16 protein-coding genes and 1 pseudogene are annotated in these 20,908 nt (G+C 70.6%); 10 read left to right on the top strand and 7 right to left on the bottom strand.

Features of this window, described 5'->3' with window-relative positions; all coding sequences use genetic code 11:
- Nucleotides 1–1,040: 1,040 nt before the first annotated feature.
- Together OG556_RS38640 and OG556_RS38635 are read left to right on the top strand one after the other, a co-directional pair.
- Nucleotides 1,041–1,322, top strand: a complete 282-nt coding sequence (locus OG556_RS38640) for a hypothetical protein (RefSeq protein ID WP_331744992.1) — start codon at nucleotides 1,041–1,043, stop codon at nucleotides 1,320–1,322.
- A gap of 1,998 nt (nucleotides 1,323–3,320) precedes the next feature.
- The gene (locus OG556_RS38635) at nucleotides 3,321–3,824 is read left to right on the top strand and encodes a hypothetical protein (RefSeq protein WP_331744990.1); all 504 of its coding nucleotides are present in this window, start codon (nucleotides 3,321–3,323) and stop codon (nucleotides 3,822–3,824) included.
- A 419-nt stretch (nucleotides 3,825–4,243) separates the two neighbouring features.
- Here OG556_RS38635 and OG556_RS38630 read toward each other — a convergent pair.
- The 3 genes and pseudogenes from OG556_RS38630 to OG556_RS38620 form a co-directional block, all read right to left on the bottom strand.
- Nucleotides 4,244–4,675 (bottom strand): annotated as a pseudogene (locus OG556_RS38630) (MFS transporter); the annotation flags it as partial.
- 32 nt (nucleotides 4,676–4,707) lie between these two features.
- A complete protein-coding gene (locus OG556_RS38625; RefSeq protein WP_371523132.1) occupies nucleotides 4,708–4,992 on the bottom strand; it encodes a hypothetical protein in 285 nt (94 codons plus the stop codon).
- A 249-nt stretch (nucleotides 4,993–5,241) separates the two neighbouring features.
- Nucleotides 5,242–5,853, bottom strand: coding sequence for a TetR/AcrR family transcriptional regulator (locus tag OG556_RS38620; RefSeq protein WP_331745482.1), 612 nt, complete (start codon nucleotides 5,851–5,853; stop codon nucleotides 5,242–5,244).
- Between the two features lie 255 nt (nucleotides 5,854–6,108).
- On the opposite strand from OG556_RS38620, the gene OG556_RS38615 reads away from it, so the two are divergent.
- The 3 genes from OG556_RS38615 (at nucleotide 6,109) to OG556_RS38605 (ending at nucleotide 9,638) form a co-directional block, all read left to right on the top strand.
- Nucleotides 6,109–7,059 carry an alpha/beta hydrolase gene (locus tag OG556_RS38615; RefSeq protein ID WP_331744985.1) on the top strand — a complete coding sequence of 317 codons (951 nt, stop codon included), beginning with the start codon at nucleotides 6,109–6,111 and terminating at the stop codon, nucleotides 7,057–7,059.
- A 654-nt stretch (nucleotides 7,060–7,713) separates the two neighbouring features.
- Nucleotides 7,714–8,352 carry a ParA family protein gene (locus tag OG556_RS38610; protein WP_331744983.1) on the top strand — a complete coding sequence of 213 codons (639 nt, stop codon included), beginning with the start codon at nucleotides 7,714–7,716 and terminating at the stop codon, nucleotides 8,350–8,352.
- Nucleotides 8,352–9,638, top strand: coding sequence for a ParB N-terminal domain-containing protein (locus OG556_RS38605; RefSeq protein ID WP_331744981.1), 1,287 nt, complete (start codon nucleotides 8,352–8,354; stop codon nucleotides 9,636–9,638). The genes OG556_RS38610 and OG556_RS38605 overlap by 1 nt, the downstream gene beginning before the upstream one ends.
- Before the next feature lie 115 nt (nucleotides 9,639–9,753).
- Here OG556_RS38605 and OG556_RS38600 read toward each other — a convergent pair whose 3' ends face one another.
- Nucleotides 9,754–10,434, bottom strand: a complete 681-nt coding sequence (locus tag OG556_RS38600) for a hypothetical protein (RefSeq protein WP_331744979.1) — start codon at nucleotides 10,432–10,434, stop codon at nucleotides 9,754–9,756.
- 151 nt (nucleotides 10,435–10,585) lie between these two features.
- The gene (gene sigJ / locus OG556_RS38595; RefSeq protein WP_331744976.1) at nucleotides 10,586–11,593 is read right to left on the bottom strand and encodes an RNA polymerase sigma factor SigJ; all 1,008 of its coding nucleotides are present in this window, start codon (nucleotides 11,591–11,593) and stop codon (nucleotides 10,586–10,588) included.
- A gap of 168 nt (nucleotides 11,594–11,761) precedes the next feature.
- Here sigJ and OG556_RS38590 point away from each other — a divergent pair, with 168 nt between their 5' ends.
- The 4 genes from OG556_RS38590 (at nucleotide 11,762) to OG556_RS38575 (ending at nucleotide 15,585) form a co-directional block, all read left to right on the top strand.
- The gene (locus OG556_RS38590; protein WP_331744974.1) at nucleotides 11,762–12,169 is read left to right on the top strand and encodes a hypothetical protein; all 408 of its coding nucleotides are present in this window, start codon (nucleotides 11,762–11,764) and stop codon (nucleotides 12,167–12,169) included.
- A gap of 438 nt (nucleotides 12,170–12,607) precedes the next feature.
- Entirely contained in the window at nucleotides 12,608–12,844 is a 237-nt protein-coding gene (locus OG556_RS38585; RefSeq protein WP_331744972.1) for a hypothetical protein, read from the top strand.
- A gap of 193 nt (nucleotides 12,845–13,037) precedes the next feature.
- Complete coding sequence (locus OG556_RS38580; protein ID WP_371523131.1) at nucleotides 13,038–14,882, top strand: ABC transporter ATP-binding protein; 1,845 nt, start codon at nucleotides 13,038–13,040, stop codon at nucleotides 14,880–14,882.
- 61 nt (nucleotides 14,883–14,943) lie between these two features.
- On the top strand, nucleotides 14,944–15,585 hold the full coding sequence (locus OG556_RS38575) for a nucleotidyltransferase domain-containing protein (RefSeq protein ID WP_331744969.1): 642 nt from the start codon (nucleotides 14,944–14,946) through the stop codon (nucleotides 15,583–15,585).
- Between the two features lie 49 nt (nucleotides 15,586–15,634).
- Here the strand turns inward: OG556_RS38575 and OG556_RS38570 are convergent, their stop codons facing one another.
- The gene (locus OG556_RS38570) at nucleotides 15,635–16,207 is read right to left on the bottom strand and encodes a dihydrofolate reductase family protein (protein ID WP_331744967.1); all 573 of its coding nucleotides are present in this window, start codon (nucleotides 16,205–16,207) and stop codon (nucleotides 15,635–15,637) included.
- Nucleotides 16,208–16,598: 391 nt separating this feature from the next.
- On the opposite strand from OG556_RS38570, the gene OG556_RS38565 reads away from it, so the two are divergent.
- Nucleotides 16,599–18,755, top strand: coding sequence for an ATP-binding domain-containing protein (locus tag OG556_RS38565; protein ID WP_331744965.1), 2,157 nt, complete (start codon nucleotides 16,599–16,601; stop codon nucleotides 18,753–18,755).
- 79 nt (nucleotides 18,756–18,834) lie between these two features.
- Here OG556_RS38565 and OG556_RS38560 read toward each other — a convergent pair whose 3' ends face one another.
- The gene (locus OG556_RS38560; RefSeq protein WP_331744963.1) at nucleotides 18,835–20,898 is read right to left on the bottom strand and encodes an AfsR/SARP family transcriptional regulator; all 2,064 of its coding nucleotides are present in this window, start codon (nucleotides 20,896–20,898) and stop codon (nucleotides 18,835–18,837) included.
- Nucleotides 20,899–20,908 lie beyond the last annotated feature (10 nt).

Here is a 20,908-nt window from a genome sequence, read left to right as displayed (position 1 = left end):
GTGTGACGTCATCTCGGGGAACCTGTCAGTCCCCCGCGCTGTCCCGCTGTCCTCTCTGAGACCCCCGAATTTTCTGCGGAAAATTTCGTGACGCGGCTCAGCAGTCCAGCCTCCTGGTCCACCGCGATCCGAAGCGAGTGGCACTTGGCCGGCTTGCGAATGACCCTGGGGGTGAGCCCGGGCAGACCGTGTCGGTCCTTTTCGGCGGAGCCGTACCATCGGCCCGCAGTCGTGATGGGGACTCAATCATGTGTGGGGGAGTCGCTGAGGCGACTGATCCAGCCCGAAGTAGATGGCGCGTCTGTGTTGGCAGGCAGGCGATCGTTGCGCAGCGAGCCCCGGACAACGCGTCGAGTCATTAGGGGAAACCCAGCCGTCCCCCGGGTTGCCCAATTGCTCTTCCCGAGAGCCGCCGAATTTTCTGCGGAAAATTTCTCAGCGTGGTCCACCGCAGTCCGAAGCGAGTGGCATCCGGCCGGCTGGCGAACGACCCTGCGGGCTTGCCGGCCGTACCGTGTGGGGCGGGCCGGTGGAGCTGCGTCATTGGCCTGCGGTTGCGACGGGAGCTCAGTCGTATGCGGGGGAGTCGCTGAGGCGACTGATCCAGCATGGAGGAAACGGCGCGTCTACCTCGGACTGGATGGGTGTGGCCCACGATGAATGTTCGTCATCGTGGCAGTGTCCATCGGCGTCGCTTACCAGAACCGGTGCGGTGTGCGATCCTGCGCTCGGCATGGGCAGCCGGGTAGCCGTCGCGCAGTGAGCTCCCGACAGCACGACCGTGTCCGGGGCCAGGGGATCGTGGCTCCCCGATTTTCTGCAGAAAATTCGTCGGCGGTCGGGCAGGGACAAAGCCGCAAGGAGCTCGGTGCCGGCGACGGTCGTCGCCCAGGTCCGGCGAGGATGACTAGCGCGCTCAAGCAACACCGCGTGCGGCGGCGACGGGGTACGACGAGCTGGCTGTCCGCTACGAGGCAACCGCATTGATCGCAGCCCTGTACGAGTAGCTGCGAAATGCTCCCCGCTGCGATCATGTGGCGGTGAACGATGGACTGCCAGACGGCTGGACGATCGAGCGAGTGCGCTCCGCATCAGGGGATTTTGAAGCCGCCCTGCTCACCCTCGAACGGCTGGTCGTGGTCGAGGAGCACGGTCGCGCAGACTACGTCTCACTCCGACCCGACGTCATCCTGTCCTTCCACGGCCTGTGTCTCGTGCGAGCGGACGACGACTGGTACATGGGCGAGCTCGACTTCGACGGCTCAATCATCTGCTGGGCCGCCTACGGTCCCGACTTGGGCGAAGCCATCCAGGGGTTGTGACGTATCAGGCGATCAGCTTGATCACTTTCACAGCGTGCCTCAGCGGGGGAGAGGGCCACCCCCATTCGCCGTGACAGGCGTTCCCCCGCAGGAGGTCGCGGGGGAGTCGAAGCTGTCGGCAGTTCGTGTTTCGCGAGGGTGGGTCGGTCGCTTGCTGGGACCGTGACACAGCGCTCGCGCCGGCCGGAGTCCTGTCTGCCTACCAGTCAGCCGACGGATTTTCCGCAGAAAATTCGAGGGCTTCGATGGGGGAGCAGCATCGACACCCGGACCAGCCGACTGGCAAGCACACGCTCACGTGCCGCACAGCCACGGCCCGACTCGGGGTTCGGGTTCCGGCTCATTCAAGGGGCCTCCGTAGCACTGACCCATATCGTCCGGGTTGGCTCGATCCGAGCTTCTCCGCGACGGCTGGTCAGAGTTCTCGACGGACATCCATCGTGCCCACGGCAATGGACGGTGCCAGCAACGGACGGTTCCGGGGATGGCCGATCCGTGGGTTCCGTCGAGGGACGCTGAGTTTTCCGCGGAAAATTCGATGCGCCATCGGCCAAGCGATGCTCTGGACATCCACAGCGGCGTCGAGTGTGCCACCTTCACGATCGAACCAGCAGCTCATATCCGGCCGGACCGATGGCCCCGGAAGTGCTTACCGGGGCAGAACCGCTACCTCCAGATCTCGACCGTACGGTTCGCACCTTGGAGAGGACCCGGCCAGTGGGGCGGTATGCCACAGCTGATGTCGATCCTCGAACGCATCGGGGTCAAGGGGCCAGGTGCGGTCATCCGCGCACGCTCCCGACTGCCGCCGCAACTGTCGCTACCTGTGAAGGCGCCAGATTCGAGCACGCCATTCCGGAGGGGCCGGATCAGCGGGCCACCGCCGGCAGTGAGGCAGCCGAGGTGGCTGGCCTGCGAGCGTCGACAAGGAGATGTACAAGCGCCGGAACGAGGTCGAGCGCGCGGTCAAATCGACTCGGTGTCCTCGATCCGACTGTGGCCCAGGTGGTGGGCCCGTTCGGTCAGGCTCGTCGTGATGCCGTTCCAATCCGGGCTGTGCAGCCACAGGTTCTGTGCCGTCTTCCCGCATCAGTGCCGGCTCGTCCGGCCGTGACAGAGGTACGGGCCGGTACGCCGCACTCCGTATCTGCACCGGCAGGCAGCCCCGTCAGCCGGCCGCAGGCACAGCGCCCTCAACATGGCGAGGACCGCATCCGCATCGGCGAAGGTCAGCTTCTCGACGAAGTAGTGCTCGTCGTAGTCGCTGAAGCGATGTCTCGTGACGGGCTTTCCGACGGCGGCCGCAGCTGCGGCCAGCCTGGCGGTGGCGCCGACAGCCGGTACCTCGGTGCTGCCACGAACCCGGGCTTACCGTGAAGCGGAGGACCGGAGGTGAGGGGAGCGGGTGAAGGCCCAACTTGCCAAGCTGCCGAAGCGAGCTGCGGTACGCCTGAGATCGAGTTGGCGGCCAGGAGGTGGCGGAGCCGGGAACGAGCTTCCGCCGGAAGGAGGAGCGGGCGCGACGTTCGGCACCCGTCCGGCGTGGGTGTGAGCGTGAGTGGCCTCTTCGAGGCCTCGGGAGCCGACTCCTCAGCGCTCAGAGGCGATTTGCACGCCGCAGGCCACTTCACGTTCAAGGGCCTGAACACAAAAGACATCAGAAGACCCGTTATAAACAAATCTCGGTACGGCCCTGTTTTCGGACGAGGTGGTGGTGGGCATGCCGACCCGCAGCCTTCCGACGGTAACCGAGCGCGTCGGTATTTAGTTCGTACGAATAAGAGAGGAGTTGGTTCGGACTCGGTGGCCGACGCGAGCCCCGTCGACGGTCGAGGCTCGCGATGTGTCGGGTGATCAGCCCGACGAGTCCGGATGTGGGGGGAGAGCGCGGGTGACGGCTCGGGAGAGTGGCGGAGCGCTGGGCGCCTCGAGCGGAGGAGAGCCCGGTGCGCGGGGATGACTCCCGCCCGCCGTGATGTCACGGGACTCTGGGATTCGGTGGCCGAGCCCTGGAACCTCATTGACGCCTGGCTGACGAAGAACGCATCAGCCAGCTTGGCCGAGCGTCGCCCGCCCGCATCGCCCGAAGCCGTCGGGTGCACCGAGGAACGGCTCGGGTTCGAGATCCCCGTCGATCTGTGCGAGTCGCTGCTGTGTCGTGACGGAGACGACGCCTACCTCGCTGTCCTTCCGTGTGGCTCCCTGAACTCCACGGAAAGGATCGTCGAGATCCGCACCATGCGGATGAGGATCTGGGACCCCGACGATCCGGACCAGCGAGACGACCCGTGGTGGGGGGCGTGGTGGGTCCCGTTCGTCGGCCGCTACGGCGACGAGCACTTCATCGCCGGCTGGGCCCGACCTGTGGCCAACCACCTGGGGAGGGTTGCCCAGGATGACTCGGCCTACTCCGCCGGCTGGCCGAGCATGGCCACCCGGCTCTATGCCGTCGCCCAGGCGATGCTGCACCACGAGGACCGCGATCACGTCGAGGCAGGCTAGTCGCCAAGTCGCTTTTATATCAAGGTAGTTGAGTGATAGATCTCGTCGAAGGAACGGAACTCAGTTGAGCGGCAAGCCCTTTGTGGGAGCCTTGCTCGGGCGTCGGGGACGCAACACCCGAACTGGGCAAGCTGGTCTTCGGTGTTGTCCACTACCTGGTCGAGGAGTCCGGCATGTGGTGTGTCATCGCGACTCGTGCGAGGCTTGCTGTGAGGGCCAGTTGCAGGTGTCTGGGCATCGGGCGCGAAATGACCGTGGCGACTGCGGCGCTGGGCCGACCGAACTCCGCTGCCTGTGTGAGAAGTTCGGAGTCCGTCGGCTGGAAGTCGCCCACGAAATGGCTCCCGATAGCGGAGGCGGCCTTCGCGAAGCCGTCAACGGCGCAGCGGGTGATGCGAGTGGGGCGCTGCCCGGGGCGGTCACACCTGATGCCGTCGGGGCAGTTCAGCGTGCCGGACCGGGGTGGAGGCCAGGGCGAGGGCCGCGCCCAGGCCGGCGACGGCGCCACAGCCGAGGAACACCGGTGCGGCGCCCCAGATGCCGATGGCCGCGCCGACCAGCGGGTAGCACAGGGGCGCGAGACCGACCATGGTGAGCATGACGACGGAGGTGACCCGGCCGAGATAGGCGGGGTCCGCCGCAGCCTGGATGAGGGCGCTGTCCAGGGCGCCGGAGACGCCCACGCTCAATCCGACAACTGCGGCCAGCACCGCGGCGGTCCACAGGGCCGGGACCAATGCCATGGCGGCCGCCCCCGTGCAGCCCACGAGCAGTGTCGCGGCCAACTCCACGCCCGCGCGCGGCAGCCATCCGACGACGGCGAGCAGCGCGGCGCTGACCGCCGCTCCGGCGCAGTTGGGGGAGGGGCCGGGGACGGACCCGGTCAGGCCAGCCAGCGCAGTACGGTCCAGGGGCCGGCGGGCAGCGGGGAGAAGACGAGCGTGGGCACCAGGAGCAGTCCGGCACTCACCCACCAGTAACGCCGGCCCCGTAGGCCGGTCAGCTTGCGGAGCCCGAGGTTGAGCAGCCACCACAGCAGGCCGAAGAACGTCCAGACGACGACGCCGGCCACCACCCACACCATCGGGCCGTCGTTCTCGGTGGGTTCGCGCTGCCCGAGCCCGAGCCAGACCAGCGGGTAGTTGAGGAAGAACACCATCGTGAACATCAGCGGGACCATGGCGGCGAACCCCAGCGCGACGTTGACCAGGACTGGGGCTACCCACGCCGCCCACAGCGCCCGCCTCGTCCGGGCCTCAGGCGCTGCGCAGGGGTGCATAGTGCTTCTCCAATGCCCGTTAGAGCTCGGTCAGTTCGACGTCGTGCTTGCCGTGCGGTCCGGTCCGTGACCGGGCCGTCGTAGCGTCGGGAAGTCGATGGCGGAGTGGGTGGCTGTTGCATTCGTCCTGCGCGCTCGTCATCCGCGGGTGGGGTCCTCGGGCGCTGCGCGGGTGAGGGTGTCGGCCACCGTGGTGCAGGCGAGCCGGGCTACGGAGCGCAGTTCGGCGTCGGGGGTGCCGGCCCGGCTCAGTACGGCCAGTGACTGGTTGACGGCGACGACGAATACGGCGAGTTCGTCGAGCGTCCGGGGGTCGGCCGAGGAGTCCGCCAGGGCCGTGCGTACCCGTTGGCGCTGTGCGTCGAGCAGGCCGCGAACCTGTGCGTTGTTCGCCTCCTCCAGCGTCGGCGACTGTGCGGCGGACTGGGCGATGAGGCACCCCGAGGGGACCGATGGGTCGGCGATGCGGTCCAGGACGACGCCGAAGAACGCCTCGACCGCGCGCACCGGATCGCCGGGGTGAGCCGCGAGCGCCTGCTCGTACTGCGTGCCGTAGATCGACGCGTAGCGGTCGAGGCACTGGCCGAACAGGGCGTCCTTGTTGCCGAAGGCGCCGTAGAGGGAGCCGCGGCCCAGGCCGGTGGCCGAACCGAGGGCGTCGAGTGAGGCGTCGGCGTACCCGCGCTGCCAGAACACCTGCATGGCCTGGTCCAGTGCCGTGCTGATGTCGAACTGCTTCCGGCCGGACACGGTGTGCACCTCTTCTGCTTCTCTGCTGTCCCACGTCGTCGCGACGAGCCTACCCGCATCTTGGACCGATCGGTCAGCTCATCTTTGACTGACCAGTCCAAGATGGCTAGCGTGCAGGCAGGCGGTTCCCGGATCCGAAGGCTTGCCGGGGGCCGGCCGCCGGCCGCCGGCCACCGGCCGTCAGGCGCCCAGCCGGACCGGGTGGTTCCCGTCGTCTCGGCGGACCCGTCAACCCTGTGCCTCCGAAGGATGATCATGAATCTGTCGCCGACCCGCCCGCCCACGCCCGAAGGCCGCGGTTCCGTCTCCCAGGTGCCGAACCTCCCGGCCGGCTTCACCGACACGTTCACCAGTCGCTACGTCGACACCGGTGAACTGCGCCTGCACGCCGTCACCGGCGGCGAAGGGCCTGCGCTGCTGCTGGTCGCCGGGTGGCCCCAGACGTGGTACGCCTGGCGCCTCCTGATGCCGACGCTGGCACAGGACTTCCGGGTCGTCGCGGTCGACCCGCGCGGCGTCGGACTGTCCGACAAACCCCCGGGCGGGTACGACACCGGCACGCTCGCCCGCGACCTGGTGGCGCTGATGGACGCGCTCGGGCACCGGCGGTTCGCCCTGGTCGGCCACGATGTCGGGATGTGGACCGGTTACGCCCTGGCTGCGGACCACCCTGACCGGCTCGACCGCCTGGCCGTCGCCGAGGCCGCGATCCCGGGGCTGTCGCCCTCACCGCCACTCCTCGGCAGCCGGGAGGCCAACGACCGCCTCTGGCACTTCGCCTTCAACCGCCTCGCCGACGTCAACGAGCAGTTGGTCAGCGGACGCGAACACCTCTACTTCGGCCACCAGTTCGCCACGAAGTCCGCGAAGGCCCTGCCCGACTACGCCGTCCAGCACTACGTCGACACCCTCGCCGCCGACCCGGAAGCCCTGCGGGCCAGCTTCGAGTTCTACCGCGCACTCGACACGACCATCGCTCAGAACCAGGAGCGCAGGACTCGACGGCTGACCCTGCCCGTCCTGGCGATCGGAGGAGCGGAGAACCTGGGCGCCTCGGTCGGCGAGACGATGAAGCTCGCCGCCGACGACGTGCAGGGCCTCGTCCTCCCCGACTGCGGCCACTACCCGGCCGAGGAGGCCCCACAGGCGGTGCTGGCCGCGCTGACCGCGTTCCTAACCCCGTACCGGGATGGAGCGGGCGCCTAGGACGCCCTCAGGGCCCGCGTCGGCCCCACGCCATCCCGACCTACGAGGTCGACTCCGGGTACGCGGCCTCCACGATCGGTGCCCAGCCCGTCTCGAACGCCCGTCGGCAGGCGTCGGAAACTGACCGCTGTGACCACTGAGCGTTCTCTCCTGACTGGCCCCGTGCTTGCGGGGAGGAGCTTCTTTCCGGTCCCGGCGGAGCGGTGCCGCCTTTGCCGTTTCTTGACCAGGGTCCGCGGTGCCGGATAGTGAACTGCGGTGATCTGTTGAACTGTCAGGAAACGGCAGCCCGGTGTTCCAATGCACCGGGGCTGCGCGTGGGCGCACGGCTGTTCGGGGCGGCCGGAGAAGGTGAATGCGTCCCGGCGGCGGCGCCGTCCCGACGCCGCTGTCCGTGCGTCACGCGCTCGTGCGATGGCGGGATTCGGGGCCGCGTCGCCGGGGATATCCGAGGGGTCCTCGGAAATCAGGGCTCGGAGAAACGGACATTGTGCTTCATGACACGCGGGTCGTGTCGGCATCAGGCCTGATCATCTGGAATGCTGTTCCAGTCCGCCGTCACCGGCTTTGATCGGCGGACATCCGCAGTACCGGGCAAGCGGCCCGGGAAGCCCACGGAGAGAACGGAACATCATGAAGCCATCTGTACTTGTCGTGTCCACTGACCCTCAGGGATCGGCCGTCGTCTGGGCGGAGCGGGTGGGAGACAACCTGCCCTTCGATTTCATGGCGGCGCACGACCAGGCCGATCAGCTGCTCCACCTCAAGAAGACCGGTGCCAAGGTCCACGTCATCGCCAACCAGAAGGGCGGCGTCGGCAAGACCACGACCACGGTCAACCTCGCGGCGTGCACCTTCGACGTCCTCGGCGAGAAGGACGAGTACGAGCACATCTTCATCGACACGCCGGGCACCCTGGCCGACGAGGAGATCCTGCGCAGTGCTCTGGAGATAGCGGATGACGTCCTGGTCCCGATGATCACCGAGCCGTTGTGCTTCGACCCGACGGCGCGGACGATCCAGAAGGTCATCGAGCCGATGGACATCCCCTTCCGGGTCGTCATCAACAACTGGGACCCCCGGGACGGCCGCGCCGACCTGGAGGACACCGAGGCGTACATCGCCGCGAAGGGGTGGCCGCGGGCCAAGACGGTCCTGCGGCGTTACAAGATCCACTCCCGGGCGGTGGCCGAGGGAACGGTCGTCACCCAGTACAAGGAGAGCGGCACCGCCTACCGGGCCCGCGAGGACTTCTTCCGGCTGTCCCTCGAGCTCGGATACGGGGGTCGCTGATGGCCGGCCGTCGTGTTTCCTTCGCCTCGATGGCGGCCGACCCGGTCGTCGACGCCCCCGGGGTGGTCAGCAACCAGGAGACTCCGGCCCGGTGGGTCCCCACGGGGCCGGACTCTCCGGCCCGGTGGGTTCCCACCGCCAACTGCCTCCCCAACCCGCGCAACCCGCGCGACGACCTCGGCGACCTGTCGGACCTGGCGAGCATCAAGGACCGCCAGCTGCAGAGCTGCCTCGCCGTCACCCCGGACGCCTACCTCCGGCTCTGGCCGGAGGACGAGGGACTGCTCGGTGCGGGCCCGCAGGACGTGGTGATCGTCAACGGCAACCGGCGCCGGGCCGCTGCCGCGCTGTACGGGCGCGAGCAGCTGCTCGTCGTCGTCGACGACTCGGTGGCGGACTCCAAGGCGACCCTGCTGCGTGCGGCGCTCGACGAGAACATGGCGCGCAAGGACTTCGACCCGATCGAGGAGGCCAACGCGGTCCTGCTCATCGTGGCGCAGTACGCCACCGCCAAGGAGGCCGCCGAGTCGGAGGGCTGGTCCCAGAGCTGGATCTCGCACCGCAAGAACCTGCTGAAGCTCCACCCCGAGCTGCAGCGGCAGGTGCGGGCCAAGGCGCGGGGCGAGGAGGGCATCTCCATCAACGTCGCCCGCCGTCTGGGATCGGTCAAGGGCATCGAGGCGATGGCCCTGGCCGAGCAGACGGAGCAGCTGGAGCAGTTGCTCCAGGCCGACGCCGACGCCGTCGCGGCCAAGCGGGCGGCGAAGCTGGGGGCCCGGGCGGCGGCGGTTCAGGCCTCCGCTGACGGGGCGACTCCTCAGGCCGCGCCGCAGCGACCCGTCGCGTCGGCGAGTGGGCCTGCGGAGAGTGCGGTCGCGACCACGGCTGTGTCCACGGCCGCGTCCGCGGCCACCGTGACGCCGTCGCCGGCGGATCCGTCGCCGGTGGAACCGTCGGCCTCGGCTACCCGGTCGAAGCCTGCCGGTTCCGGCGCGGGGGAGAGCACCAAGCCGGCTTCGAGCACGGAATCCGCTTCGAGTGCGGAGTCCGCGCCGAGCGCCGAGCGATTTTCCGCGGAAAATTCCGAGCCTCTTCCGATGCCGGAACAGCGAGCCGAGGCCTCCCCGGCCGAGCAGTCGTCGGCCACTCCGTCCGCGGAGCTGGGCGATGTCGACTGGCACGACGTCGAGGAACTCGCCGACGCCATCTGCCGCACCCTCTCGGCCGACGAGGCCTACCGCCTCGCCGACGCCCTGGCCAACCGTCTGCTGACGACCAACAGCTGACGCGACCTCCGGTGCCCGCTCCGTCGTTCGTACGGGGCGGGCACCGGATCGGTTTCCCTCGCCGGTGCCCGTGGGAAGGAGGCGTGGACTTCCCCGGCCGGCCGAACGGCGTCGCTCACAGTCCGGCTTCGTACGTCCCGGGCGGCACGGGCGTCCGGTCGTACGGGAGGTAGCACCTCATGCGGTACGACAGCAGGTGCTGCACGAGGTCGCTCGCCAGGAACGGCTCCGCCCACTCCCACTGGGCGCCACCGCGGCAGGCGGTGCAGGCGGCGTCCCGGTGGCTGCGGCACACCGCGCCGCGGGCAACGTGCTGGGTGCGCATCTTGAGCCGGCCGGACAGCCAGATCTCCGTATGGGCCCTCGCCTTCTGCGGCTTGCAGCGCATCAGAACGCAAACCTCTTCGACGCTGAGGACCCGCAGGGCGGCGCCCAGGCGGGCGTGCTGGCTGACCTGTGAGGTCGCCAGGCCGGGCAGGAGCTGCTCGATCAGGCTCGGCTCAAGCCGCTTGATGAGTTGGTAGCTCGCTCTCTTGCTGTCATCTCCCTGGGGGAGATCGTGGATCAGCCAGATGAGCGGGCTGTAGACCACGCTGGTTGCTTTCCGGTTCGACCGCAGGAGGCGCGCGGCGTTCTTGAAGTCCTGGCAGGACTTCTCGTCCTCAAGGTGTTCCAGGAGGTTGCGACGTGCCTCGGCGTACTTTCCGAACGGCCGGTATCCGTAGTCGACGACCTTGATCTTCGTCTCGGGAGCCGTCACCAGCTTCGCTGCTATCCAGGCCCACTCCGTCAGCATGGGACCGACCATAACCCAGGAGGGTGCTCCCGGAGGAGGCCTCGTCGCGGACCCGGGCGGTGACGGAGATCGGTTTCGGCCGCTCGAAAGTTCGCAGGGGGAAGGCGTTTTGACGATGTGTTGGTTAGTGCGTTCCCGTCGTGGCGTGCAGTCAGGTCTGTTCGTTCCCGGTCCACGCCCGGAGCTTTTCCGGGTTGCGGACGGCCCAGATGCGGCTGACGCGGCCGCCGCTGGTCTCGAACGCGGCCACGGTCACGGTGACGCCGCTGTGCTGGGCGACCAGGCCGGGGCGGCCGTTGACCGTCCGCTCCAGGAGCGTCAGCCCGGGGGCCTTTCCGGCGATGTGGATCAGGTACTGGGCGATGCTCCTGCCGCCTTCGACCGGGCGCAGGACAGCACCGACCAGGCCGCCGCCGTCGGCGGTCATCGTGGCGGCGGGGTCGAGGAGGGCGATGAGGGCCTCGATGTCCTTGGACTCCCAGGCCGCCTTGAAGTGCCGTACCAGAGTGGCTTGCGCGGCCTGCGCGGCTTGCGTGGCTTGCGCGGCCTGTGCGGCCACCAGGGCCGGTGGTGCTGCCGGAGCTGCCGCAGTCCGTGCGGCGCGGATGCGCCGACGGCCCGAGGACGCCAGCTGTCGGCAGGCCGCGGGCGTCCGGCCGACGATCTCGGCGACCTCGGCGAAGGGGTAGCGGAAGACGTCGTGCAGGACGAACGCGACGCGTTCGGCCGGCGTCATCGACTCCAGGACGACGAGGAAGGCCATGTTCACCGACTCGTCCAAGGTGATCCGGTCGGCGGGGTCGGCCGGATCGGACCTGCCGGCGCCCACCTGCCCGCCGATCCACTCCGAACGGTCGGGCAGCGGTTCGGGTATCCAGGCGCCGACGTAGCGCTCGCGCCGGGCCCGCGCCGAGCCGAGCACGTCCAGGCAGACGCGGCTGGCCACCGTCGTCAGCCATGCGCCGGGCGACGCGACGGCCGCCTGCTGCTGCCGCGACATCGTGTACCAGCGGGTGTAGGTCTCCTGCACGGCGTCCTCGGCCTCGGACAGCGAACCGAGGAGCCGGTAGGCGAGATTGATGAGCCGGCGCCGCTCGCCGACGATCGTGCTCAGATCCGGCTCGGACCGGTCGTGCGCTGACTCGGATGGGGTGCCCATGGTCGCTCCCTGGTTCTTCGTCGCCCGCTTCTGCTCTCACCCCTTCGACGAAACCCGGCACCGGACTGTGAGGTCGGCGCCGCACGTCACATTTCGCGGGCCTGCGTCGTCGGACTGCCGAGACCCTACCGATCCACCGCCGCGAGGCAGACGAGACGGGACGACATCATGGCCGTACAGACGACGACAGCACCGGGCAGGATCACGTTCCTGCGCGTCGCGATCGCCGCGCAGACCTTGGCGATCCTCTTCCAGGCGGTCACCGCCGGACTGCTGCTGTCCTCGTCCCACGGCGAGGTGCTGCACGGCGTCGGAGCGCGCGTGATGTACGGCGCGTCGATGCTGTACGTGCTCGCCGCGATCCTGGCGTGGCGGCCGGGCGGTGGGTCTCCCCGCCCCATCCTGCACGCGGTGTGCTTCCTCGCACTCGCCTCGGTGCAGGTGGTCCTCGGCGTCGCGCACAAGCCGGCGTTCCACGTCCCCCTGGGCGTCCTGATGTTCAGCCTGAGCGTGCTGGCCTTGCGGCAGGCACTGCCCGGCGCCTCTGGCACCGACCCGCTGCGACGCACCCCGTGACGCTCACGGAGCCTTGAGAGCCCAGAGCCGTACCGTCAGCGACCGGTCCGCGGGCTCGTGGCCCGGACGCTGTCCGGCTTCCGGCGCTCCCGGCCTCGCTCGCCCCGCTGGGGTCCGTCCTGCTCGGACCAGCGGGGCCACCTGGGTGCTTGCCGGCGCTGCCGCCACGACTGGACGATTGGCCGTAGCTGTATGGCTATTGCGTGAGGTGAATGATTGCTGGGGAGCAATGATTCACACTGAAATCGGCGGATTGGGTGGCGGCTCGTCACGCTCGGTTTCTTGGGGGATTCTTGACCGGGAAATCGAAGTGCGCGCCTGTCGAGTTGGACAATCCGGAAGAGTCATCAAATTTTCACATTTTGCGCAATCGATGCTTGTGCATTGCGGAGGTGAGGATGACGATGGACCGAGGGGGACTTCGAAAGAAGGTTGGTCATGTCATTCCTCGGACAGTTCCGGTCCTTCGGTCGGTTCCGTGACGACTGGGGCGGCGGTGGTCGCGGTGGCGACTACGGCGGCTTCGGTGGTGACCGTGGCGGCTACGGCGGCTACGGAGGCTACGACGACTTCCGCGATGACTTCGGTGGCGACCGTGGCGGCTACGGCGGCTACGGCGGTTACGGAGGCGGCCGTGGAGGCTACGGCGGAGGCTACGGCGGAGGCCGGTGGTAAGGATCGCTTCCCTGTGAGAGCGGGCCGGGCACGTGTGCCCGGCTTTGCCGTGTGGGCCGGGAGTGACCCCGTGCGGGCCCGTGCCGGCCGTTCGTGTGGAGACCTTCCATTTCCGGAGCAGGGCCTCTTTGATCGGGAGTTCCTCTCAATCCGGAAGTGATCTGGGCTCGGGGACGATCGAGAAGACCGTGAGATGACGAGGAAACACAGCCTTCGGTTGGCTCTGCGACGCTTGGTCACGGTCGCCGAGTCATCGGACGTGGTCGCCGCGGCACCGCCGGTCCCGCTCATGGGGATCTTCCGGCGCTTCTGGCCCTACACCAAGGGCGGCCGCCGGTGGCTGGTGGTGCTGCTGGTCCTGGTCGCGGTGGGCCCGGCGATCGAGGCGATGGAGATCTGGCTGTTCAAGATCGTCATCGACGACATGCTCATTCCGCACCGGCTGAACCTGTTCCTGCCGATCGCCCTCGCCTACGCGGGACTGACCCTGCTCTCCGGAGTACTGGGCTTCGCCCAACGGGTGACCTCCACCTGGGTCAGCGAACGCTTCCTGCTCATCCTGCGGTCGGACGTGTTCCGGCACATCCAGGGCCTGTCACTGGGCTTCTTCGAGCGACGGCGGCTCGGCGACGTGCTGTCCCGGGTGACCGGCGACGTGGACGCGGTCGAGACCTTCCTGCTCTCCGGCATCGTCAACGCGCTCGGCCAGGTGGCGCGGCTCGGCATCTACGTCGGCCTGCTGCTGGTGCTGCGCTGGGACCTGACCCTGGTCGCGCTGGTCGCCGCGCCGCTGTTCTTCCTCACCGCCCGCCGCTTCGCGAAGCTGATCCGGGCGGCCTCGCGCGAACGCCGCCGGCGCAGCGGCTCGATCAGCGCGGTCACCGAGGAGACGCTCGGCAACATCGCGCTCGTCCAGGCCTACAACAGGCAGGACTGGGAGCACGCCCGGTTCCAGCGCGAGAGCATCGGCCGGTACCACGCGGCGATGGCCTCGACCAGGATCGGGGCGCTGTACGGGCCGACGGTCGACTTCGTCGAACTGCTCGGCGGCCTGGTGGTGATGGGCCTCGGGGCCTGGGAACTCGTGCACGGGCGGCTCACCTTCGGTGGCCTCATCGTCTTCCTCACCCTGCTGAGCAGGCTCTACGGCCCGATCCAGAGCATGTCCGGCCTCGGCAACACCTTCTACGCGGCCTCCGCCGCCGCCGAGCGGATCATCGAACTGCTCGACCAGCGTCCACAGGTGACCGATCCCGCCACTCCGCGGCCGCTCGGCCGGGCCCGGGGCGGGATCGAGTTCGACGACGTCACCTTCCGTTACCCGGACGTGGAGGCGTCCGCACTGTCGGAGGTGTCCTTCGCGGTGGCGCCGGGGGAGACGCTGGCCCTGGTCGGCGCCAGCGGCGCGGGCAAGTCCACCGTCGCCAAGCTGCTGTTGCGCTTCTACGACCCGGACGACGGCGCGGTGCGGCTCGACGGCCTCGACCTGCGCGACCTCGCCCTCACCGACCTGCGCGAGAACGTCGCGGTGGTGCTCCAGGAGACCCTGGTCTTCCACGGCACCGTCCGGGAGAACATCGCCTACGGGCGCCCCGAGGCGAGTGAGGCCGAGATCCTGGAGGCGGCCCGGGCGGCGGACGCGCACGAGTTCATCACCCGGCTCCCGGACGGCTACGACACCCTGGTCGGCCAGCGTGGCAGGCTGCTCTCCGGCGGCCAGCGCCAGCGCATCGCGATCGCCCGCGCGATGGTCCGGGACGCCCCCGTCCTCATCCTCGACGAGCCCACCACGGCCCTGGACGCGGAGTCGAGCCAACGGATCATGGGCCCGTTGCACCTGCTCATGGCCGATCGCACGACGATCATCATTTCGCACAACCTGCTGACCGTCCGCGACGCCGACCAGATCGTCCTGCTCGACCAGGGCCGGATCGTCGCCCACGGCACCCACGCCGAGCTCCTCCTCAGCAGCCCTGTCTACGCGGGCCTGCACCGGTTGCACCAGCCGCCGGGCGAGTCCGTGAAGGTCGTCCCCTGAGACGTGCCCGGGTGCACCGATCTCGGCCACGGCCCTGCGGGCCCGTTGGTAGATTCCTCGCGTGAGCGAGCAACTGCCCGGCGGTGGGATCGAGCTGTCGGCCGACGAGATCGCGGCCCTCGAGGACAGGTGGTCGTCGTGCTGGACGCCGGACGAGGTCGCGCGGCGGTTGGCGGGGATCGGCACGCCGTGGTGTGTGGCCGCGGGGTGGGCGCTGGACCTCTTCCGGGGCGGGCAGGCGCGTGCGCACGGGGACATCGAGATCGCGGTTCCGGCCGCGAGCTTCCCCGAGGTCCGCAGTCGCTTCCCCGGGTACGTCTTCGACGCGGCGGGCAGCGGCCGGATCTGGGAGGACGCCGCACCGGGGGTGCTGGCCGCCACCCATCAGACCTGGCTGCGCGATCCGGCGACCGGCGACTACCTGCTCGATGTGTTCCGCGAACCGCACGACGGCGATGTCTGGATCTGCCGGCGCGATGAGACGATCCGGCTTCCCTACGGCGACATCATCCGCCACACGGCAGGTGGCATCCCGTACCTGGCGCCCGAGCTGGTCCTGCTGTTCAAGGCCAAGCACCTCCGCCGGAAGGACCAGGCGGACTTCGACACGACCGTCCCGCTGATGACCCCGGCCCAGCGCGGGACCCTGGCCGAACTGCTCGCCTGCGTACACCCGGGGCATCCCTGGCTCGCGGACCTGTAGCCCCCGCGCAGTCGTCGGCGCGGGGGCCCTTCCGGGTCTGCGGGGAACGTCAGCGGACGACGTCGAAGACCTGCTTCTGCAGACCGTTGGGGTAGACCTCGTGCTCGACGAGCGTCAGCTTCTGGGTGTCCTTGTCCGTGGTGCTGAACAGGCGCTTGCCCGCGCCGAGCAGGAGCGGGAAGACGAGCAGGTGGTAGCGGTCGACCAGACCGGCGTCGGAGAGGGCCTGGTTCAGGGTCGCGCTGCCGTGCACGATGATCGGGCCGCCCTCGGTCCGCTTCAGCGCGGCCACCTCGTCGAGCGAGCGCAGGATCGTGGTCTCGCCCCAGTTCGACACCAGGTCGTCCTCGGTGAGGGTGGTGGAGACGACGTACTTCGGCATCACCTTGTAGTCGGCGAAGTCCGCCATGTCGGGCCACACCGAGCTGAACGCCTCGTAGCTGACCCGGCCCAGCAGCATCGCGGTGGCCTCCTGCTGCTCCCGCCCCTTGATCTCGAAGGCCTCGGGAAGGAACTCGATGTCCTTGAAGGTCCAGCCGGAGTTCCGGTAGCCGGGCTCCCCGCCCGGGCCTTCCACAACGCCGTCGAGCGAGATGAAGGCGGTGCTGATCAGGGTGCGCATCTCTGGTTCCTCGGTGTCTCGGGTCTGGTTTCTTCCGGGCCTGCCGACCTGGTCGGCACCGGACGCCCTGCGGCCGGCCGCCGATGTGATCAAGGTAGCCGGGCCGGCCGAACGAGGCCATCAGCCGGGGCCGTGGTGCGTTGCCGTCAACCCCTGGGGAACTCGCCGTCGTCCACGACGGGATTGCTCCCCGCCTGGTCGCCTACCTGCGGCCTCGACGTCCTCGGTGATCACTCGCGCGGTAATGGCTGATGTTGCGTCAGGTTTGTTGCATGGGTTGAGAGTTGGGGAAGCGTGGGGCGGAGGGCGCAGCGGCGATGCGTTCGTCAACTTTTACTTTCCCCCGCCCGCCCCCGCATAGTGACGGCCCGAACCCGAGAGGAGGCCCGTCGTGCCGTACAGCGATGACCGTGCCGAGTGCCAGGTGCAGGCGGAGAACGCGCAGGTGGGGGCCGTGTGCGCTGAGTACGACCGGCGCCTGGAGCAGACGCGCGCCGAACTGGCCCGTACCCTCGCCGCGCCCGCCGACGGCACCGGGGCCGTGTACGAGCGGGACCTGGCGGCCGCGCGGTGGGCCGGGGAGGTGCGCCGGCTGGAAGGCGCCGGCCACGGGCTGGTGTTCGGCCGCCTCGACGCCGCCGACGGCACCACGCTGCGGATCGGGCGCCTGGGCCTGCACACCGAGGTGGACGAACTGCCGCTGCTGGTGGACTGGCGGGCCGAGGCCGCCAGGCCCTTCTACGAGGCCACGCCCGTCCACCCGATGGGCCTGCGGCGCCGGCGCCACCTGCGTCTGGACGGCCGCACCGTCGCCGCCGTCAGCGACGAACTGCTGGACGGCTCCGACCCCACCCGTGAGGACGTGATCGGCGACGGCCCGCTGCTCGAGGCCCTGTCGGCCCGGCGCACCGGACGCATGGGCGCCGCGGTCGCCACCCTCCAGGCCGAGCAGGACGCGATCGTCCGCTCCCGCCACCGGGGGGTGACGGTCGTGCAGGGCGGCCCCGGCACCGGAAAGACGGTGGTGGCCCTGCACCGCGCCGCCTACGTGCTGTACGCCTTCCCGCGCGCCGCCGAACGCGGCGTCCTCGTGCTGGGCCCCAACGCCCGCTTCCTGGACTACATCTGTCAGGTGCTGCCCTCGCTCGGCGAGAACGACGTCGCCCTGGCGACCTGCGCCGACCTCGCCCCCGCCACTCCCGGCCCGGTGGCGCCCGAGGAGCCGCAGGCCGCCCGCCTCAAGGGCGACGCCGCCCTCGCCGATGCCCTGGCCGCGGTGGTCCGCGCCCACCAGGCCCCGGCGGCGGACGGCCTGGCCATCCGGGTCGGCCAGGAGGAGGTACACCTGCCGCAGTCCGACCTCGCCGCCGCTGCCCGCGCCGCCACCGCCGACGGCCTCGCCCACAACCGTGCCCGCGACCTGTTCAAGGACCTGCTGGCCGACGCCCTCACCCGTGCCCTCGAACGCGACACGGCCGACACCCTCGACCAGCTCGACGCCGAGGTCGCCCAGCTCACCGGCCTCAACCTCGACCGCGTCGCCGCCGGCGACCTGCGCCGGCTCGGTCTCGACGGCTCACGTGGCCACGACGCCGCCGGTACCGACGACGCCCCGGGTATCGACGGCACTGTGGGTACCGGCGGCACCGCCGGTACCGACGGCACCTTCGACGCCGAGGCCGTCCGCGCGGCCCTGCTGGACGACCCGCACCTCGACCGCGTCCTCGACACCCATTGGCCCGTCCTCACCCCGCACGACGCTGTCCGCGCCCTGCTCACCGACCCCGCCGCCCTCACCGCCCACCTGCCCCACCTCTCCGACGACCAGCGCGCCCGCCTGCTGCGCGCCCCCGACGCCCCGTGGACCGACGCCGACCTGCCGCTGCTGGACGAGGCCGCCGCCCTGCTCGACGGCCCCCCGCAGCGCAGTTGGGGCCACGTCGTCGTCGACGAGGCCCAGGAACTCACCGCGATGCAGTGGCGCGCCGTGCTGCGCCGCTGCCCCACCCGCTCGATGACCGTCGTCGGCGACTTCGCCCAGGCCGGCCCCGCCGCCCAGGCCCGCGACTGGCACGAGGCCCTCCACCCGCACACCGGGAGCCGCTTCGACCTGCACACCCTGACCGTCAGCTACCGCACCACGCAGGAGATCCTCGCCGCCACCACCGACCTGCTCGCCCGCATCGCCCCCGACCAGACCCGCGCCCGCGCCATCCGCCACGGCGAACCCCCGCGCACCCTCACCGCCCCGGCCCACGGCCTCGCCGCCGCCGTCCTGGCCGAACTGCGCGCCCAGGCGGCCGCCCACCCCGGCGACCTCCTCGCCGTGGTCTGCGCGGACGCCCGCCTGCCGGAACTGGAGGCCGCCGGGCTGCCCGGACACGTCCGCCTCGTCCCCGCCTCCGAGGCGCGCGGCCTGGAGTTCGACGCCGTCCTCGTCGTCGACCCCGACCAGATCACCGCCGCCCGCCCGGCCGGCGAACGCGACCTGTACGTCGCTCTCACCCGTGCCACCCGCCGCCTGTGCGTGATCAGGACCTCGGGGTAGGCCGGGCGGCGGGGGCGGGTCCGGCCCGGTGGCGGCGAGGTGCGCCGGCCGGGGGCGCTGGGTACCCGGGCAGCGTCGCCTACCCCGCTCCGGCGCATGCCTCCGCCTCCGCCAGGTACCGCGCCACCGGGCCCAGCGTCAGCATTCCGCTGGCGGCGCCGGCGTGTTCCGCACGGGCACCGCGCAGGGCAGCCCCGGCGCGTGCGGCGATTCCGGGCTCGCCGAGGCGTACGGCGGCGCGGGCGGTCAGGCACCACATGGCCTCCTGCATGTGGTCGCGGGCCGGCTCGGGCACCGCGGTGAGCGCGGTACGGGCCTCCTCGACCCGCTCCTGGGCCAGCAGCACGAGGGGGCGCGCCCAAGGCCGGTACGGGCCCCAGTCGAGGTGCGGGTCGGTGGGCGCGGGCCGGTCGTGCAGCAGGCGCAGTCCGAGGAGGGCGAGCGCGAACAGGCCGCGGTGCAGCCCCGGCATTCCGGCCCGCTGGAGGGCGTTCTCGGCGGCCCGGTAGTGCGCTGCGGCCGTGGCGGCGGTCGGCCCACCGGGTTCGGCGCTGCGGGCGGCCGTGGCCCGGGCCCGGAACCACCCGGTGAGGACGGGGACGAGGGGCGCCTCGGTGGCGGCGGCGACTCGTTCGGCAGCTTCGGCGTGCGAGGCCGCGGCGTCGAGGTCGCCGAGGGCCGAGGCGGACTGGAGGCGGACGAGTCGGCCGAGCACGGCGAAGTTCGGCAGCTCGTGCCGGGCGGCCACGTCGAGGATCTCGGCGCCGATCCCGTCCCGTACCGCCGCGAGCCCGGGGCGGGTGAAGGACTGCAGGAACACCCCGTTGAGGGCGAAGACCAGCAGGGCCGGATCGGCCAGGCCCCGCGCCAGCGCCTCCGCCTGTCGTGCCGCCTGCTGGGCGCGGCCCAGCTCGGCCGCGGACAGCTCGGCTGCGGACAGCTCGGCTGCGGACAGGTCGGCTGCGGACAGGTCGGCGCTGCGGCTCTCGACGGCGACCGTGGCCAGGAGGCGGGCCGACAGGTCGGCGGGGCCGTCGGGGCCGAGCGCGGTGAGCGTGCGTTCGGCAGCCGCGACGACCGCGCGGGACTGCTCGGGGTCGTCGGCCCGGCTCCAGACGGCGGGCACGTCGTAGGCGCCGATGATCCGGGCGGTCAGGAGGAGGTCTCCCGTGCGTTCCGCGGCCTGAATGGCGGCGAGGCGGTCGCGTCGCGAGTGGACCAGGGCGTCGCCACCCGCCAGTGCGAGGGTGCGGGCCAGATCCACGGTGGTGCGCGGGCCGAGCCGGACGCCGGGGCCGCTCCACCCGGTACGGGCGCCTTCGAGGGTCACGGCCCCGTTGAGGATGTCCGTCTCCAGACGCCGGAGCTCGGCGCCGGGGTCGAGCCCGAGTTGATCGACGAGCATCGCGCGGGCGCGGCGGAGGGTGGCCAGCGCGTCGGCCTGGCGGCCCGCGCGGTACAGCGCGCGGGCCAGCAGCCCCCAGGCTGGCTCGCGCCACGGCTGTTCGGCGACGTGGGCGCCCAGTTCGGCGACGAGACCGGCCCCTTCGCCGGAGTCACCGGAGTCACCGGATTCACCGGAGTCGAGGAGGAGGCGGGCGCGCAGCTCCACCGCCTCCAGCCGCAGTTCCTCCAGCCGGGTCCGCTCGCGCTGAGCCCATGCGGCGCCGGTCACGTCGGCGTAGGCGGGGCCGCGCCAGTCCTTGAGTGCCGCGCCGAGGTCGGCCACTGCGTCGCGGGCGGGCACTGTGTCGGGGCTGGTCAGGGTGTCGGGGCCGGGCACTGTGCCGGGGCGGCGTCGGGCCCGGGCCAGGGTGTCCTGGAACCGGTGGACGTCCACGTCCTCGCGCGGCAGGCGCAACGCGTAGCCGGGCCCTTCGGTGACGATGACGCGCGGCGGATCGCGGGGCGGCCGGTCGGGTTCGAGGGCGCGGCGCAGCGCGGCGACGAACGTGCGCAGAGCGCCCACGGCGCGGGCCGGTGGATCGGTCCACAGGTCGTCGACGAGGGTGTCGGTGGTGACCATCCGCCCCTCGGCGGCGACGAGCCGGGCGAGCACCTCACGATGGCGGGGGCCGCCCAGGTCGATCGGGCTGCCGTCGTCGCGGAGGGCTCGCACGGCACCGAGCACGTCGATTCGCATGCACCCATCC

The organism is Kitasatospora sp. NBC_01300, from assembly GCF_041435235.1.
Lineage (GTDB): Bacteria > Actinomycetota > Actinomycetes > Streptomycetales > Streptomycetaceae > Kitasatospora.
Note: the sequence above shows the minus strand (reverse complement) of the source record. Positions and strands in the feature narration are given on the sequence as shown.

Coding starts and splice junctions, on each gene's coding strand:
- OG556_RS38590 (WP_331744974.1), top strand. CDS start 11,762: ATGGCCGTACAGACGACGACAGCACCGGGCAGGATCACGTTCCTGCGC.
- OG556_RS38585 (WP_331744972.1), top strand. CDS start 12,608: ATGTCATTCCTCGGACAGTTCCGGTCCTTCGGTCGGTTCCGTGACGAC.
- sigJ (WP_331744976.1), bottom strand. CDS start 11,593: ATGGGCACCCCATCCGAGTCAGCGCACGACCGGTCCGAGCCGGATCTG.
- OG556_RS38560 (WP_331744963.1), bottom strand. CDS start 20,898: ATGCGAATCGACGTGCTCGGTGCCGTGCGAGCCCTCCGCGACGACGGC.
- OG556_RS38605 (WP_331744981.1), top strand. CDS start 8,352: ATGGCCGGCCGTCGTGTTTCCTTCGCCTCGATGGCGGCCGACCCGGTC.
- OG556_RS38600 (WP_331744979.1), bottom strand. CDS start 10,434: ATGCTGACGGAGTGGGCCTGGATAGCAGCGAAGCTGGTGACGGCTCCC.
- OG556_RS38615 (WP_331744985.1), top strand. CDS start 6,109: ATGAATCTGTCGCCGACCCGCCCGCCCACGCCCGAAGGCCGCGGTTCC.
- OG556_RS38570 (WP_331744967.1), bottom strand. CDS start 16,207: ATGCGCACCCTGATCAGCACCGCCTTCATCTCGCTCGACGGCGTTGTG.
- OG556_RS38625 (WP_371523132.1), bottom strand. CDS start 4,992: ATGTTCACGATGGTGTTCTTCCTCAACTACCCGCTGGTCTGGCTCGGG.
- OG556_RS38580 (WP_371523131.1), top strand. CDS start 13,038: ATGACGAGGAAACACAGCCTTCGGTTGGCTCTGCGACGCTTGGTCACG.